Here is a 14,773-nt window from a genome sequence, read left to right on the forward strand (position 1 = left end):
GCCAGGACAGTTGAGATAGTCGTCCGAACCGCGAGATGGATCACACGGTTCACCCGTGTGGTCACGAACAGTGAGGAGTCGCAGACCGTGCTGGAAGAAGTCGAGCGCTGGCTGGCCACCCGCTCCTGGTCCGTGACCGATCGCCCTCTCCACCGGATCCTGTCCGCCAAACAGCGCACCGGCCAGACCATCAGCGTGGTGCTGCCCGCGCTCAACGAGGAGGAGACGGTCGGTGACATCGTCGCGGTCATCCGTCACGACCTCGTGGAGCAGGTGCCGCTCGTCGACGAGATCGTCGTCGTCGACTCCGGCTCCACCGACCGCACCTCACAGGTCGCGGCCGCCGCGGGCGCCCGGGTCGTTCACCGCGACGAGATCCTGCCCCGCATCCCCGCCGTCCCCGGAAAGGGTGAAGTGCTCTGGCGCTCCCTGCTGGTGACCGGTGGGGACATCCTCTGTTTCATCGACGCCGACCTGAGGGAGTTCTCCTCCGACTTCGTCTCCGGAATCGTCGGCCCGCTGCTCACCGAGCCGGACGTGGACCTGGTCAAGGGCATGTACGACCGTCCGCTCGGTACCGCCGGCGGGCAGGGCGGCCGGGTCACCGAGCTGATGGCCCGCCCGCTGCTGAACATGCACTGGCCGCAGCTGTCCGGTTTCGTGCAGCCGCTCGGCGGGGAGTACGCGGCCCGCCGCTCCCTGCTGGAGCAGCTGCCGTTCCCCGTCGGCTACGGCGTGGAGCTGGGCATGCTGGTCGACGCGCTGCACCTGGTCGGGCTCGACGCGCTGGCGCAGGTGGACGTCGGTGTGCGCAAGCACCGGCACCAGGACGGACAGGCGCTGGGCCGGATGGCCGCGGCGATCTACCGCACGGCCCAGCTCCGGCTGGCCCGGGGGCATCTGATCCGGCCGTCGCTGACCCAGTTCGAGCGGGGAGAGGACGGGTTCGAGCCGCGCACCTACTCGGTGGACACCGAGGAACGGCCGCCGATGGCGGAGATCGCGGAGTACGCCGAACGCAAGGTGGCCTGAGGCCGGGTCCGGTCTGCGTCCGGATCCGGTCGGAGTTCGTATACGGCTGCAGCACGGGGCGTAGCCGTACGTTTGAGCGTTTCCAGGCCGGGCTAGGTTGAGGACCATGGCTGCCACGCAGGGTGCTGAGGTGCTGGTCGCGTCCAATCGCGGCCCGGTTTCGTACACGGTGGACGGGAACGGCTCGCTGCACGCCAGGCGGGGCGGCGGCGGGCTGGTCTCGGGACTGTCGGCCATCGGGTCCGACGCGGGCTCGGTGTGGGTGTGCGCCGCGCTCGGCGACGGCGACCGGGAGGCCGTACGGCGTGCGGACGGCGGGCTGCTGCCGGCCGAGGACACCGGCGGGCAACGGGTGCGGATGCTCGACATCGACGCGGCCGTGCACGCGGACGCCTACAACGGCATCGCCAACTCGGTGCTCTGGTTCGTCCACCACATGCTGTACCAGACCCCGCTGGAGCCGGTCTTCGACACGGAGTTCCGGCGGCAGTGGGCGTCGTACGAGGTCTACAACCGGGCGTTCGCCGAGGCGCTGGCCCAGGAGGCGGCCGAGGGGGCGGCGGTGCTGGTGCAGGACTACCACCTGTGCCTGGTGCCCGGGATACTCCGTGAGCTCCGCCCCGACCTGCGGATCGGCCACTTCTCGCACACGCCGTGGGCGCCGCCGGAGTACTTCGCGCTGCTTCCGGACGACATCCGCGAGCAGTTGCTCGCCGGCATGCTCGGGGCGGACCGGGTGGCGTTCCTGACGCGGCGCTGGGCGGACGCGTTCCGGGACTGCGCGCAGGCGGTCCTGGGATCCGGGAGGTCCGCGGAGGCGCGGATCGGGGTGCACGGACTGGGAGCGGACGGGGACTTCCTGCGGCGGCGCGCGCACGAGCCGGACGTCGCGGAGCGGATGGCGGCGCTGCGGGAGGAGATCGGCGAGGGCCGCAGGACCATCGTCCGGGTCGACCGCACCGAGCTGTCGAAGAACATCGTGCGGGGTCTGCTGGCGTACCGGCAGCTGCTGGAGGACCACCCCGAGTGGCGTGAGCGGGTGGTGCACCTCGCGTTCGCGTATCCGTCGCGACAGGACCTCGCCGTGTACCGCGACTACACCGCCGCGGTGCGGCGGGTGGCCGAGGAGATCAACTCGGCCTACGGCACACCGGGCTGGACCCCGGTCGTGCTGCACGTCAAGGACGACTTCGCGCGCTCCCTGGCCGCCTACCGGCTCGCCGACGTGGCCCTGGTCAACCCCATCCGGGACGGTATGAACCTGGTCGCCAAGGAGATCCCGGTCGTCTCCGACGAGGGCTGTGCGCTGGTGCTGTCCCGGGAGGCCGGGGCGTACGAGGAACTGCGTGCCGACGCGCTCGTGGTGAACCCCTACGACGTGCTGCAGACCGCGCGGGTCCTGCACGAGGCGCTGTCCCTGCCGGACGCGGAGCGGGCGGAGCGATCGAAGCGGCTCGCTGCCGCCGCCACCGCGCTGCCGCCCGCTCAGTGGTTCCTTCAGCAGCTGCGGGCGCTCCAGGAGCTTCAGTCCAGCTGAGCCGCCAGCGTCCGCAGCAGACGGACGACGCCGGCCGGGCCGTCCACGACCAGGTCCGCCCGTTCCGCCAGTTCGGTGACCTCCGTGCTGCCGCTGCAGACCAGGAGGCCGGGGACGCCATCGGAGCGGAGTTCCTCGACGGCCGCGAAGGCCGGGAGGTCACCGAGGTCGTCGCCGGCGTAGAGGACCGACTCGGCGCCGGTCCTGCGGACGTACTCGCCGAGCGCCACGCCCTTGTCCATGCCCGGCGGGCGCAGTTCCAGGACCATCCGGCCGGGTTCGACGATCAGGCCGTGGCGGGCGGCGAGGTCGGTGAGGGGCCCGCGCAGGGCCTCGAACGCGGCCTGCGGATCGTCGGCGCGGCGGGTGTGCACCGCGACCGCCCGGCCCTTCTCCTCGACCCATGTGCCGTGCCAGGCTCCGTTGCGGTCCAGCACGCCCGGCAGTTCGGCGCGGGCCGCCGCGACGCCGGGGTGCGGTGCGGGGGCGGTGACGGTACCGGTGACCGCGTCCCAGCGTTCGGCGCCGTAGTGGCCGAGGACGGTCAGGTGCTCCAGGCCGGGGACGCCGGCGAAGCCGCCGTACCGGACCGCGACCCCGGCCGGGCGGCCGGTGATCACGGCGATGGAGGCGACCTTCGGGGCGAGCGCGGCGAGGGCGGGTACGGCCTCGGGGTGGGCGCGGGCCTGTTCGGGGTCGGCGACGATGGGGGCGAGGGTGCCGTCGAAGTCGAGGCCGACGATCGCTGCGGCGGGCTTCGCCAGGAAGGCAGCGAGTCCGTCCCGGCCGGGCTGGGTCCGCGGGGTCGGCAGAGGGTCCATACGTCGACACTATCCAGCGCGGGCCGTGCTCACGCCTGGGGCCTCCACCCGGCTCGGCCGGCCGGGCGGGCTGTCCGGCTTGCGTCGGCTTCAGCGCTCCGTGCGGCGCGCCTGCCTCACCCGTCGCAGACGGTTCACCGTCACCGGGTCCAGCGCCAGTGCTCTCTCGTCGTCCAGCAAGGCGTTCAGCAACTGGTAGTAGCGGACCGGGGACAGGCCCAGTTCCTCGCGTATGGCCCGCTCCTTCGCGCCGGGGCCGGAAAAGCCGCGGCGCTCCAGCGCGAGGATGGATTGTTCGCGGTGGCCGAGTTCCATGCCCGCCACCGTAGCGCCGGGCTGGGACAACCGGCTCAGCTCGCGTCTCCGCTGTCGGCCGCGGTCGCCGTCGCCTGGAGCCGGGACAGGACAGCGGAGGGGCTGCCGCCGGGGGCGACGGCCTGGCCGATGTTCTGCTTCACGGCCGCGCTGACCGCCGCCCAGGAGGTCTTGCCGACGGGATACAGCTCGGAGGTGGGCAGCTGCTCCAGGAAGGGGTGCAGGGCCTGGTCGGCCGGGGAGTCCGACTCGCTCATGGTGTTGGAGGCCGAGCCGGTGACCGGGAGCAGGCCGTAGTCACGGGAGAACGTGAGGACGTTCTTCTCGCTGTAGACGAAGTTGAGGAAGTCGCCTGTCTGCTCGGCGTGCCCGTTCTGCTTGAAGGCCATCATCCAGTCGGTGACGCCCATGGATGCCCTGGCCCTGCCGGTGCGGCCCGGCATCGGCACCATGCCGAACTTCACGCCCTTCTTCTCGGCCTGCTGGATCAGCGTGGGGTGCCCGTTGAGCATGCCGACCTGGCCGTCGGCGAAGGCGGCGAAGGCGTCCGCGCGGTTGAGCTTGCCCGGTGCGACGGGGCCGGTCAGACCCTTGCCGACCAGCTCGTCCTTGAGCCAGGTGAAGGTGTTGACGTTCGGCGCCGAGTTGATGGTGTAGGTGCCGATGTCGTCGGTGTAGCCGGTGCCGCCGTTGCCTCCGCTGAGCAGCCACTGCATGGTCTCGGCCTGGGCCTCCTCGGGGCCGAGCGGCAGCGCGACGGGGTACTTCACGCCCTTGGCCTTGAGCGCCCTGGCGTCGGCGGCCAGCTCGTCCCAGGTGGTGGGCGGGGTGATGCCGGCCTTGGTGAAGAGGGTCTTGTTGTAGAAGAGCACGCGGGTGGAGCCGGCGAAGGGGATGCCGTACTGCGTGTGGTTCCACTGGCCGGCGTCGGAGAGCTGGGAGAGGAAGTCCGCCTGGGTGCGGATGGAGAGCAGCTCGGAGGCCGGGTAGAGCTTGCCGGCGGCCGCGTAGTCGGCGTAGGCGCCGATCTGGGCCAGGTCGGGGGCGTGGCCCGCGGCGACCATGTCCTTGACCTTGGCGTCGACGTCGTTCCAGGAGTACACGCTGACGTCGATCTTCACGCCGGGGTGCTTGGACTCGTACTCCTTGACCAGGGTGTCCCAGTACTTCTTTGAGCTGTTGGCGGCGGAGTCGCCGTAGTCGGCGGCGACCAGTCTCAAGGTGACGTCGGAGGAGCCCGTGCTCCCGCAGCCGCCGAGAACCGCCGTCATGCCCAGTGCGGACACCACCGCGATCGTTCCTGCCGTACGCCGACGCACTGTCAAAGCCCCAACCTGCTGTCTGACCGTTCAATATATGGACACATAAGGTCTACACCACGTAAGTGGACTAGACCTCTTGCGGGTGCGAGGTTCACACTAGGGCCCGTGGTGAGACATGTCATCGCCCTGGACGTGGGCGGTACCGGGATGAAGGCGGCCCTCGTCGGCGACGACGGCGAACTGCTCCACCGCGCCCGCCGCCCCACCGGACGCGAACGCGGACCGGACGCGGTGGTCGCGGCAATCCTCGACTTCGCCGCGGAGCTGCACACCCACGGCGTGGAGCGCTACGGGGAGGCCGCCGCCGCTGCCGGCATCGCGGTCCCCGGCATCGTCGACGAGGAGCAGGGCATCGCCGCGTACGCGGCCAACCTCGGCTGGCGGGACGTACCCCTGCGCGCGCTGCTCACGCAGCGGCTCGGCATCCCCGTCGCCCTCGGCCACGACGTGCGCACCGGCGGCCTCGCCGAGGGCCGGATCGGCGCGGGCCGGGGCGCCGACCGGTTCCTGTTCGTGCCGCTCGGCACCGGGATCGCGGGCGCCATCGGCATCGCCGGCCGGGTGGAGGCGGGCGCGCACGGCTTCGCCGGCGAGATCGGGCACGTGGTCGTACGACCCGGCGGGATTCCCTGCCCCTGCGGGCAGCGCGGCTGCCTGGAGCGGTACGCCTCCGCGTCCGCCGTCGGCGAGGCCTGGGCGGCGGCCTGCGGGGACCCGGACGCGGACGCCGCCGACTGCGCCAGGGCCGTCGCGTCCGGTGACCCGAACGCCGTCCGGGTCTGGCAGGAGGCGATCGACGCGCTCGCCGACGGCCTGGTCACCGCGCTCACCCTGCTGGACCCGCGCACCCTGATCATCGGTGGCGGTCTCGCCGAGGCGGGGGAAGTGTTGTTCCCACCGCTGCGGGACGCCGTCCGGCGGCGGGTCACCTTCCAGAAACTGCCGGCCATCGTGCCCGCCGCCCTCGGCGACACCGCCGGCTGCCTGGGCGCGGGCCTCCTCGCCCGCGACCTGCTCGACTCCACCGACCTCGACCCCGACTCCACCGACCCCTCGGAGGTAACCGCCTGATGGCTCCCAGCTTGGTTCTCGCAGGTGCTCGGGTGGTGCTGCCCGGCGGAGTGGTGGACGACGGGCGCGTTGCCGTCGGGGGTACGAAGATCACGGCGGCCGCTCCCGAGGACGCCGAGGTACTCGACGTGAGCGGCCACTGGGTGGTCCCCGGCTTCGTCGACATCCACAACCACGGCGGCGGCGGGGCCTCCTTCTCCGGTACGGCCGACGACGTACTGAAAGCCATCCGTACGCACCGTCTGCACGGCACCACCACCCTCGTCGCCTCGACCGTCACCGACGAGATGGACCTGCTGGTGACGCAGGCCGGGCTGCTGAGCGAGCTGGCCGAGCAGGGGGAGATCGCCGGCATCCACTTCGAGGGGCCGTTCATCTCGCCGTGCCGCAAGGGCGCGCACTCCGAGGAGCTGCTGCGCGACCCGGAGCCGGCCGAGGTGCGCAAGCTGATCGACGCGGCGCGCGGCAGGGCGACGATGGTCACCCTCGCCACCGAGCTGCCGGGCGGCATCGACTCCGTACGGCTGCTCGCCGAGCACGGCGTCATCGCGGCGATCGGGCACACGGACGCGACGTACGAGCAGACGGTCGAGGCCATCGACGCGGGCGCCACGGTCGCCACCCACCTGTTCAACGCGATGCCGGCCCTGAACCACCGCGCCCCCGGTCCGATCGCCGCCCTGCTGGAGGACGAGCGTGTCACGGTCGAGCTGATCAACGACGGCGTGCACCTCCACCCCGCCGCGCTGGAGCTGGCCTTCCACCACGCGGGCGCCTCCCGCGTCGCCTTCATCACGGACGCGATGGACGCGGCCGGCATCGGCGACGGCCGCTACATGCTCGGGCCGCTGGAGGTCGAGGTCAGCGAGGGGGTGGCACGGCTGGTGGAGGGCGGCTCGATCGCGGGCTCCACGCTGACCCAGGACCGGGCGTTCAAGCGGGCGGTGACCGTCGACAAGCTGTCGGTGCAGGACGCGGTGACGGCGCTGTCGGTGAACCCCGCCCGCCTCCTCGGCCTCTTCGACCGCATCGGCTCCCTGGAGCCCGGCAAGGACGCGGACCTGGTCCTGCTGGACGCGGACTTCGACGTGCGGGGCGTGATGCGCCGGGGAGAGTGGGTGGTCGCTCCCCAACTGGCCTGATCTGCCCTTCTTTTCCTCCGACAGCGGCCGACTCCTGACTGGGCCGACCGCCGTCTGTTTGGCATGATCGGGCCCCGGAAACCGATGACGGGCGCGATGACAGGCGCAAGGGACTTCGAGGGAGGCCGGACCGGGTGATCCTCACGGTCACGCTGAACACCGCTCTCGACCTCACCTATCGCGTGCGGTCACTACGGCCGCACGCCTCGCACCGGGTCTCGGAGGTCATCGAACGGCCCGGCGGCAAGGGCGTGAACGTGGCCCGTGTGCTGGCCGCGCTCGGCCACGAGGTGACGGTCACGGGCTTCGCGGGCGGCGGGACCGGCCGGGCGATACGCGACCGGCTCACCGACGTACCCCGGCTGACGGACGCACTGGTCCCGGTCGCCGGTGCGACCCGGCGCACGATCGCGATCGTGGACGAACTCGCGGGTGACACGACCCAGCTGAACGAGCCCGGCCCGCACATCGCACCGACCGAGTGGGGCACGTTCCTGGACCGCTACGAGGAACTGCTGCCGTCCGTCTCGGCAGTGGCCCTGTGCGGCAGCCTGCCCCCTGGCGTCCCGGTGGGGGCGTACGCGAACCTGGTCCGGTCGGCCCGCGCCCACGGCGTTTTCGTGCTGCTGGACACCAGCGGCGAACCCCTGCGCCGCGGAGTGGCGGCCCGCCCCGACCTCATCAAGCCCAACGCCGACGAACTGGCCGAACTCACCGGCTCCCACGAACCGTTGCGCGCCACCCAGGACGCCCGCCGCCGCGGCGCCCAGGCGGTCGTCGCCTCCCTCGGCGCCCAGGGCCTCCTGGCCGTCACCCCCGAGGGCCGCTGGCGCGCCACCCCGCCGGCCCGCATCCCCGGCAACCCGACCGGCGCGGGCGACTCGGCGGTCGCCGGCCTGCTGTCCGGGCTGGTGGAACAACTCCCCTGGCCGGACCGCCTGTCCCGGGCGGTCGCACTGTCGGCAGCGACGGTACGGGCCCCGGCCGCCGGGGAGTTCGATCCGGCGGTGTACGAGGAGCTGCGGGGGCGGGTGACGGTGACCGGGGTGGTCAGCGCGGCGTGATTCCCCCCTCTTCCGAGCGGGTGTACAGGAGGGCCGGGCCGTCAGGGCTGACGCCCCGGCGGCCATGTCCTGGGGGCGCCGTACCGTGGCTCAGCCGCCAGAGTTGACCCAGCCGTTGACCAGCCACATCTGGTCGATGAGGGCGTCGCACTGGTTGCCCTGCTCGCACGAGAGCTTGATGGTGTTCGTGCCCTTGTTGAGCTGGATCCAGTTGTAGGTCTTCGTCCAGCCGTTCTCATAGTCGCCCTCGGCGGCGTGCGTCCAGTTCTTCAGGTCGACGGGCCTCTCGGAAGCCGTGCCGTTGACCGTGAGGGTGGCGGTGCCGTCCTTGCCGGGGACGCTGTAACCGACGTACACGCTGTACTTGCCGGACTTGGGGATGCCGTTGACGGTCCAGGTGACCGAGGCTCCGACCTGGTTGAAGCCCGTCACGTAGCTGCCACCCTTGGCCTGCGCCCCCTTGGTAGTCGACGCTGTCGTCACACCGGGCCCGAGCTGCAGCGCGCTCGCGTCCGTCTTCGGCAGCTCCCCCGGCGCCAAAGAGCTGCTGCTCGACGGGCTGGGCGAGTGGCTCTGGGACTGGGTCGGGGTCGTGTTCGCCTGGTTGGCGTTCTTCTTGTCGTCGTTGCCGTCGAGCATCGCCACGCCGATGCCGACCACCACCGCCGCGACCACCGCGATCGCGCCGATCAGCAGGCCCTTGGTGTTGGGGCCGCGGCGGGCCGGGGCGGGCTGGGCCGGGGGGCGGGAGGGCGGGGCACCGCCGGGGAGGGTTTCCGGGGCCTGGTAGTGGGTGTTCGGCTGGCCGTAGGCGGCCTGTTGCGGTACCTGGCCGTACGACGGCTGCTGCTGGCCGTACTGGCGCTCGCCGACCGTACGCACCCTGCTGACCGAGTTCGGGTAGCCGTAACCGCCGGACGGCGGCTGGGCTCCTCTGGCCTGGCCGTCGGCGTACAGATAGCCGAACGGGTCGTCGTCCTCGGGCGTGCTCGGGCCGTTTTCGCCGGGCGTCATCCCTTGGTCTCCTCAGCGGGTGCGGGCGGATGCGATACGGGTATGGAACAGCGAGCCTACCCGCTCCGGCTGGCCCAAACGGGTGACTCGAATCGCATCAGGTCCCTGACCTGGGGATCACCCGGCGCGTCGGTGTTGTTTGGGACGAGATCGTTTCTCTACGTACATACGCTCGTCGGCTGACTTCAACACTTCGTCCGCAGTCATGCCGCAGTGCGCCCAGCCGATGCCGAAGCTCGCGCCCACCCGGACGGCCCGTCCCTCGGCCCGGATCGGCTGGATGATCTCGTTGCGCAGCCGTACGGCGAGGTCCTGGGCGTCGGCCCGGCCGAGGCCGTCGGCGAGGATCACGAACTCGTCGCCGCCCAGGCGGGCCACCGTGTCGCCGTCGCGGACCCCACGCGTCAACCTGCGTGCGACTTCGATGAGGACCGCGTCGCCCGCGTTGTGACCGAAGCGGTCGTTGATCGACTTGAAGCCGTCCAGGTCGCAGAAGAGGACCGCGAGGCCCTTGGTGCCGTCGTCGCGGCCGTCCTCCGGGGCGACCGTGTGGACGTGGTGGTCGAAGGTGTCGTACGCCTCCGTGCCCGGCCGGTAGTCGAAGCCGTGGGCCACGGACGCGTCGAAGGCCGGGTGGCCGTAGGCCGCGTCCAGGGACTCCAGGTCGCCGGTGTGGGCCGGGCGCCGGCACAGCCGGGCCGACAGGCGCGAGCGCAGCTCCGCGGAGTTCGGCAGGCCGGTCAGGGAGTCATGGGAGGCGCGGTGGGCGAGCTGCAGCTCGCGGCGCTTGCGTTCCTCTATGTCCTCGACGTGGGTGAGCAGGAAACGGGGCCCGTCGGCGGCGTCCGCGACGACCGAGTTGCGCAGCGAGACCCATACGTAGCTGCCGTCGCGGCGGCCCAGGCGGAGTTCCGCGCGGCCGCCCTCCGCCGAGGTGCGCAGCAGGGTGCCGATGTCCTCGGGGTGCACCAGGTCGGAGAAGGAGTAGCGGCGCATCGCGGAGGCGGGGCGGCCCAGGAGGCGGCACAGGGCGTCGTTGCTGCGCAGGATGCGGCCGTGCTGGTCGCCGCCCATCTCGGCGATGGCCATGCCGGAGGGGGCGTACTCGAAGGCCTGCCGGAAGGATTCCTCGCTGGCGCGCAGGGCCTGCTGCTCGCGTTCCAGGCGGACCAGGGCGCGCTGCATGTTGGCACGTAGACGCGCGTTGCTGATCGCGATGGCGGCCTGGAAGGCGTACATCTGCAGGGCCTCGCGGCCCCAGGCGCCGGGGTGGCGGCCGTTGCGCGGCCGGTCGACGGAGATCACCCCGAGCAGCTCGCCGCGGGAGCCGCCCTGCACGCCCGGTGTGTACATGGGGGCGAAGAGGCGGTCGGCGGGGTGCCACTCGTCCTCGAAGCGGGGCGCCGGGCCGTCGGTGTACCACTGGGGGACGTCGTCGTCGTCGAGGACCCAGCCCTCGGTGTGCGGTATGAAGACCAGGTCGCCCCAGCGCTCGCCCATGTTCAGCCGCCGCTCCCAGGACTCGCGGGAGCCGACCCGGCCGGTGATCAGGGCCTCGGCGGCGGAGTTGCCGGAGAACGCGGCAACGACGAGGTCGCCGTCGGGGCGCACGAGGTTGACGCACGCCATCTCGTATCCGAGGGCGTGCACGGCGCCGTCGGAGACGGTCTGCAGTGTGTCCGCCAGGCTGCGTGCCGTGTTCATGTCGGCCATGACCTGGTGCAGCTGTCGCAGGGACGCAAGACGGACGTACGGCTCCGACTCGGTCTCCATGCTCGCCCTCCCCCCGAGACCTCGCAGCGAATCAAGGGTTGTCTTCGGCGCTTCTCAACGGTGCCGCTTACGGTGCTCTTCCAGTTTCCCCGCCACTGAATCACAGCGCGCTGCCCACTCGGTACACAGGGTCAACAATTCCTGCCTCTTGTGACTCAAGTCACAGGAGAACATGAACAATTGAGTGGAGTTTCTGCACTTTCCCCTGCGTTTACCGAACGCAGGCTTTGCGGGCCTGTTCGCAGGATGCACACAGCGGTCGTCCGTTGGTCCTAGGTCCCGGTTCGGGCCGAGGCCCGATGTGGCCCGCGCAGGGCGGAGACTAGCGTTTCCGGCGTGCTGAAGACTCCCTCCCACACCGCCGCCGCAGCTTCCGGGCATGCTGAGGGGGTGAGCAACGACGAGTTCCGGGCCGCGATGTCCCGACTGGCCGCCGGGGTCGTCCTGGTGACCGCGCAGGAGCCGCCGCTGGACCCGGACGACCCGGACGCGCCCGGCATGGAGGACGTCGGCATGACCGCCACCGCCTTCATGTCCGTCTCCCTCGACCCGCCGCTGGTCCTGGTCAGCCTGCGCGAGGGCTCCCGCATGGACGACCTGCTCGACGAGCAGCCCCTGTGGGCGGTGTCGGTGCTCGCCGAGAGCCAGCGGCACATCGCGGGCCGCTTCGCCATGAAGGGCCGCATCAGCGACCGGCTGCTCTTCGAGGACATCGCCTACGTCCGCGGCGAGGCCACCGGCGCCCCGCTGGTCGGCGGCGCGCTGGCCACGCTGGAGTGCCGCACCGAGCAGCGGGTGACGGCCGGCGACCACACCCTCGTCATCGGCCGCGTCCTGACCGCGCAGGTACCGAGCGCGGAAGGGGGCCCGCTGCTGTACTTCCGCGGCCGGTACCGGCATGTGGGCTGAGCCCCGATATTGCGTGGCCGGGGCGTGAAACGCGTGCCTACGGTGTCCCGATGACACCTCGTCTGGAAGAAGTCACCCCCGCGAACTTCGACGCCGCGATCGGCATCCGGATCCGCCCCGACCAGGAACACGCGGTCCAGCCGGTCGTACGGTCCCTCGCCGAGGCGTACGTCCATCCCGCCGGCGTGGCCTGGCCCCGGCTCATCGTCGACGACGACCGCCCCGTCGGCTTTCTGATGGCCTTCCTCGACATCGACTGGTACGGCGACGGCAGTGTGCGCCGCTCGGGGCTGTGGCGCCTCAACATCGCGGCGGACGCCCAGGGACGCGGATACGGCCGGTTCGCCGTCGACGCCGTGGCCGAGCTGATCCGCGGCCGGGGCGGCAGGCAGCTCCACGCCAGCTGGCACCCCGGCCCGGACGGCCCCGAGGACTTCTACCTGCGCCTGGGCTTCCACAAGAACGGGGAGACGAGCGAGGAGCAGACGGTAGGGGTGCTGGATCTGTAGGCGCCCCCCTGAACCGGCCTACACCGGCTCGACCGTCAGCTCCGCCAACCGGTCCGGGTTCGTCACGATGTCGACGGACGCGATCCGGTCGGCGACGAAGGCGAACGTCAGGGCGCGCTCCAGGCGACCGTCGATGTACACGGCCAACCCCGTGACCCCGTCGACCAGCGCGGGACGCGCCACGCGGGCCAGATGGGCGAAGCTCTTCGCGCCGGAGGCAACCCCGGCCGCCCCGATGGTCGTAGCGGCGTCGCTGCGGGCCAGCACGTCCGGGTCGAGCACCGCCAGCAAGCCGTCGAAGTCACCGTCCCGCGCGGCCGCCAGGAAGGCGTCGACCACCTCCCGCTGCCGGGCCAGGTCGGCCTCCGGCGCCTGTGCGCCCCGCACCCGGCGCCGCGCCCGGCTGGCCAGCTGCCGCGCGGCGGCCGGAGTGCGCCCGAGGATGCCGGCGACCTCCTCGAACGGCACCCCGAACAAATCGTGCAGCACGAACGCGAGCCGCTCGGCCGGCGCGAGCGTGTCGAGGACGACGAGCAGCGCCGCCCCGACCGAGTCCGCGAGCACCGCGTCCTGCGCCGGGTCCGGTTCGGTGCAGGCTCCCGGACGCCAGGTGTCCAGGGACTCCTCACCGCGGGAGCGGCGGGAGCGGAGCATGTCGAGGCAGACCCGGCCGACGACGGTCGTCAGCCAGCCCCCGAGGTTGCTCACCTCGCCGGTGTCGGACCGGCTCAGCCGGAACCACGTCTCCTGCACCGCGTCCTCGGCCTCGGCGGCCGAGCCCAGCATCCGGTAGGCGACGGCCCGCAGATGCCCCCGGTACGCCTCGAACCGCTCGGCGAGAAGATCGTCGTCGTCGCGGTGCTGCCCGTTGTCGCTCATCGTGTGCCCGGCCTCTCCGTCACCCTCGGTGGTCCTCTGCCCCACTGACGAACGCCGCGCCGGAGATGTGACGGGCACACCCGTCCTCGGGCCTCATGCCCAGTCGCGGCCCGAGCGGCCCCGCTTGGTCTGCGAGCGCTGCTTCTTCTCCTGCAGCCGGCGCTCGTTGATGCCGCGCGGGATCCGGGTCGGCCGGCGCGGCTTGGGCGGGGGCGCGCTGGCCTCCGCGAGGAGGGAGGCGAGGCGTACGGCGGCGGCCTCGCGGTTGCGCCACTGGGAGCGGTGCTCGGAGGCCCGTACGGACACCACTCCGTCGACGAGCCGGTCCGCGAGCCGCTGCAGCGCCCGCTCCTTCCACACCGTGGGAAGCGCTTCGGTGCGCGCCAGGTCGAAACGCAGCTCGACCTGCGAGTCAGTGGTGTTGACGTGCTGTCCGCCGGGCCCGGACGACCTGGAGAAACGCCACATCAGCTCGGCCTCGGGGAGCGAGACGGAGCCACGGATGACGTAGGGACCAGACATGCGTTCCATGTTCCCGGTCGCGCCCGCCTCACGTCACCTGGATTTCCGACTCGGTAAAAAAGGTAAAGGGATCCGGAACCGACGGGACCCCTCTCGACGTTCTCCCGGGTGACGGTAGCTTCATTGGCACGTTCATCGGCACAGATACACAGATATCCAAGGGAAGGGACTCCCAACATGGCTGTAAGCCTGTCCAAGGGTGGCAACGTCTCGCTCACCAAGGAGGCTCCGGGCCTGACCGCCGTCACCGTGGGCCTCGGCTGGGACGTCCGCACCACCACCGGCACGGACTTCGACCTGGACGCCTCGGCCATCGCGGTGAACGGCCAGGGGAAGGTCTACTCGGACGCGCACTTCGTGTTCTTCAACAACAAGCAGACCCCGGACAACACCATCGTCCACACCGGCGACAACCGCACGGGTGAGGGCGCGGGCGACGACGAGGCGATCAACGTCAACCTGGCCGCGCTCCCGGCCGACATCGACAAGGTCGTCTTCCCGGTCTCCATCTACGACGCCGAGAACCGCGGCCAGAACTTCGGCCAGGTCCGCAACGCCTACATCCGTATCGTCAACCAGGCCGGCGGCGCCGAGATCGCCCGCTACGACCTGTCCGAGGACGCCGCCACCGAGACGGCCATGATCTTCGGCGAGCTGTACCGCAACGGCGCGGAGTGGAAGTTCCGCGCGGTGGGCCAGGGTTACGCCTCGGGCCTGGTCGGCATCGCCCAGGACTTCGGTGTGAACGTCTGAGCAGGCCTGCCCCGGCAGCGAACCCTCGGAGCCCCCGGCCGTCCGGCCGGGGGCTCCGACGCATGCGATGCCTTGATCATCCGGACGTCTCGTGGAAAGGCGACGTCTGA

At 71.5% G+C, this 14,773-nt stretch carries 15 protein-coding genes; 8 read left to right on the forward strand and 7 right to left on the reverse strand.

Features of this window, described 5'->3' with window-relative positions; all coding sequences use genetic code 11:
- Window positions 1–87: 87 nt before the first annotated feature.
- Window positions 88–1,032 carry a glucosyl-3-phosphoglycerate synthase gene (locus ACIGXP_RS32180; protein WP_363213825.1) on the forward strand — a complete coding sequence of 315 codons (945 nt, stop codon included), beginning with the start codon at window positions 88–90 and terminating at the stop codon, window positions 1,030–1,032.
- A 130-nt stretch (window positions 1,033–1,162) separates the two neighbouring features.
- Entirely contained in the window at window positions 1,163–2,569 is a 1,407-nt protein-coding gene (locus ACIGXP_RS32185) for a trehalose-6-phosphate synthase (protein ID WP_399774607.1), read from the forward strand.
- Here ACIGXP_RS32185 and otsB read toward each other — a convergent pair.
- From otsB to ACIGXP_RS32200, 3 genes are all read right to left on the reverse strand, one after another.
- A complete protein-coding gene (otsB, locus tag ACIGXP_RS32190) occupies window positions 2,557–3,390 on the reverse strand; it encodes a trehalose-phosphatase (RefSeq protein ID WP_399774383.1) in 834 nt (277 codons plus the stop codon). The two genes, ACIGXP_RS32185 and otsB, sit on opposite strands and share 13 nt — an antisense overlap.
- A gap of 90 nt (window positions 3,391–3,480) precedes the next feature.
- Complete coding sequence (locus ACIGXP_RS32195) at window positions 3,481–3,705, reverse strand: DUF3263 domain-containing protein (RefSeq protein ID WP_399774386.1); 225 nt, start codon at window positions 3,703–3,705, stop codon at window positions 3,481–3,483.
- 35 nt (window positions 3,706–3,740) lie between these two features.
- Window positions 3,741–4,994 (reverse strand): extracellular solute-binding protein, encoded by a 1,254-nt coding sequence (locus ACIGXP_RS32200; protein WP_363213742.1) that lies wholly within the window; start codon window positions 4,992–4,994, stop codon window positions 3,741–3,743.
- A gap of 141 nt (window positions 4,995–5,135) precedes the next feature.
- Between ACIGXP_RS32200 and ACIGXP_RS32205 the strand changes: the two genes are divergently transcribed.
- The 3 genes from ACIGXP_RS32205 (at window position 5,136) to ACIGXP_RS32215 (ending at window position 8,304) form a co-directional block, all read left to right on the forward strand.
- On the forward strand, window positions 5,136–6,098 hold the full coding sequence (locus tag ACIGXP_RS32205; RefSeq protein WP_399774609.1) for an ROK family protein: 963 nt from the start codon (window positions 5,136–5,138) through the stop codon (window positions 6,096–6,098).
- Window positions 6,098–7,240 (forward strand): N-acetylglucosamine-6-phosphate deacetylase, encoded by a 1,143-nt coding sequence (gene nagA / locus ACIGXP_RS32210; RefSeq protein WP_399774390.1) that lies wholly within the window; start codon window positions 6,098–6,100, stop codon window positions 7,238–7,240. Before ACIGXP_RS32205 ends, nagA begins: the two co-directional genes overlap by 1 nt.
- 134 nt (window positions 7,241–7,374) lie before the next feature.
- Window positions 7,375–8,304: a 1-phosphofructokinase family hexose kinase gene (locus ACIGXP_RS32215; protein WP_399774393.1), complete on the forward strand. Its 930-nt coding sequence runs from the start codon at window positions 7,375–7,377 to the stop codon at window positions 8,302–8,304.
- A gap of 90 nt (window positions 8,305–8,394) precedes the next feature.
- Here ACIGXP_RS32215 and ACIGXP_RS32220 read toward each other — a convergent pair whose 3' ends face one another.
- Both ACIGXP_RS32220 and cdgB read right to left on the reverse strand, forming a co-directional pair.
- Entirely contained in the window at window positions 8,395–9,318 is a 924-nt protein-coding gene (locus ACIGXP_RS32220) for a CBM35 domain-containing protein (RefSeq protein WP_399774396.1), read from the reverse strand.
- 117 nt (window positions 9,319–9,435) lie between these two features.
- Window positions 9,436–11,091, reverse strand: a complete 1,656-nt coding sequence (gene cdgB, locus ACIGXP_RS32225) for a diguanylate cyclase CdgB (RefSeq protein WP_399774399.1) — start codon at window positions 11,089–11,091, stop codon at window positions 9,436–9,438.
- Between the two features lie 336 nt (window positions 11,092–11,427).
- Between cdgB and ACIGXP_RS32230 the strand changes: the two genes are divergently transcribed.
- Window positions 11,428–12,000 (forward strand): flavin reductase family protein, encoded by a 573-nt coding sequence (locus tag ACIGXP_RS32230; RefSeq protein ID WP_363213733.1) that lies wholly within the window; start codon window positions 11,428–11,430, stop codon window positions 11,998–12,000.
- A 50-nt stretch (window positions 12,001–12,050) separates the two neighbouring features.
- Window positions 12,051–12,509, forward strand: coding sequence for a GNAT family N-acetyltransferase (locus ACIGXP_RS32235; RefSeq protein ID WP_399774403.1), 459 nt, complete (start codon window positions 12,051–12,053; stop codon window positions 12,507–12,509).
- Between the two features lie 18 nt (window positions 12,510–12,527).
- Here the strand turns inward: ACIGXP_RS32235 and ACIGXP_RS32240 are convergent, their stop codons facing one another.
- Together ACIGXP_RS32240 and arfB are read right to left on the reverse strand one after the other, a co-directional pair.
- Window positions 12,528–13,388, reverse strand: coding sequence for a sigma-70 family RNA polymerase sigma factor (locus ACIGXP_RS32240; protein WP_399774406.1), 861 nt, complete (start codon window positions 13,386–13,388; stop codon window positions 12,528–12,530).
- 93 nt (window positions 13,389–13,481) lie between these two features.
- Window positions 13,482–13,919, reverse strand: coding sequence for an alternative ribosome rescue aminoacyl-tRNA hydrolase ArfB (arfB, locus tag ACIGXP_RS32245; RefSeq protein WP_399774409.1), 438 nt, complete (start codon window positions 13,917–13,919; stop codon window positions 13,482–13,484).
- A gap of 168 nt (window positions 13,920–14,087) precedes the next feature.
- Between arfB and ACIGXP_RS32250 the strand changes: the two genes are divergently transcribed.
- The gene (locus tag ACIGXP_RS32250; RefSeq protein ID WP_363213729.1) at window positions 14,088–14,663 is read left to right on the forward strand and encodes a TerD family protein; all 576 of its coding nucleotides are present in this window, start codon (window positions 14,088–14,090) and stop codon (window positions 14,661–14,663) included.
- The last annotated feature ends 110 nt before the right edge of the window (window positions 14,664–14,773 follow it).

This window comes from Streptomyces sp. NPDC053069 (assembly GCF_044546895.1).
GTDB lineage: Bacteria > Actinomycetota > Actinomycetes > Streptomycetales > Streptomycetaceae > Streptomyces.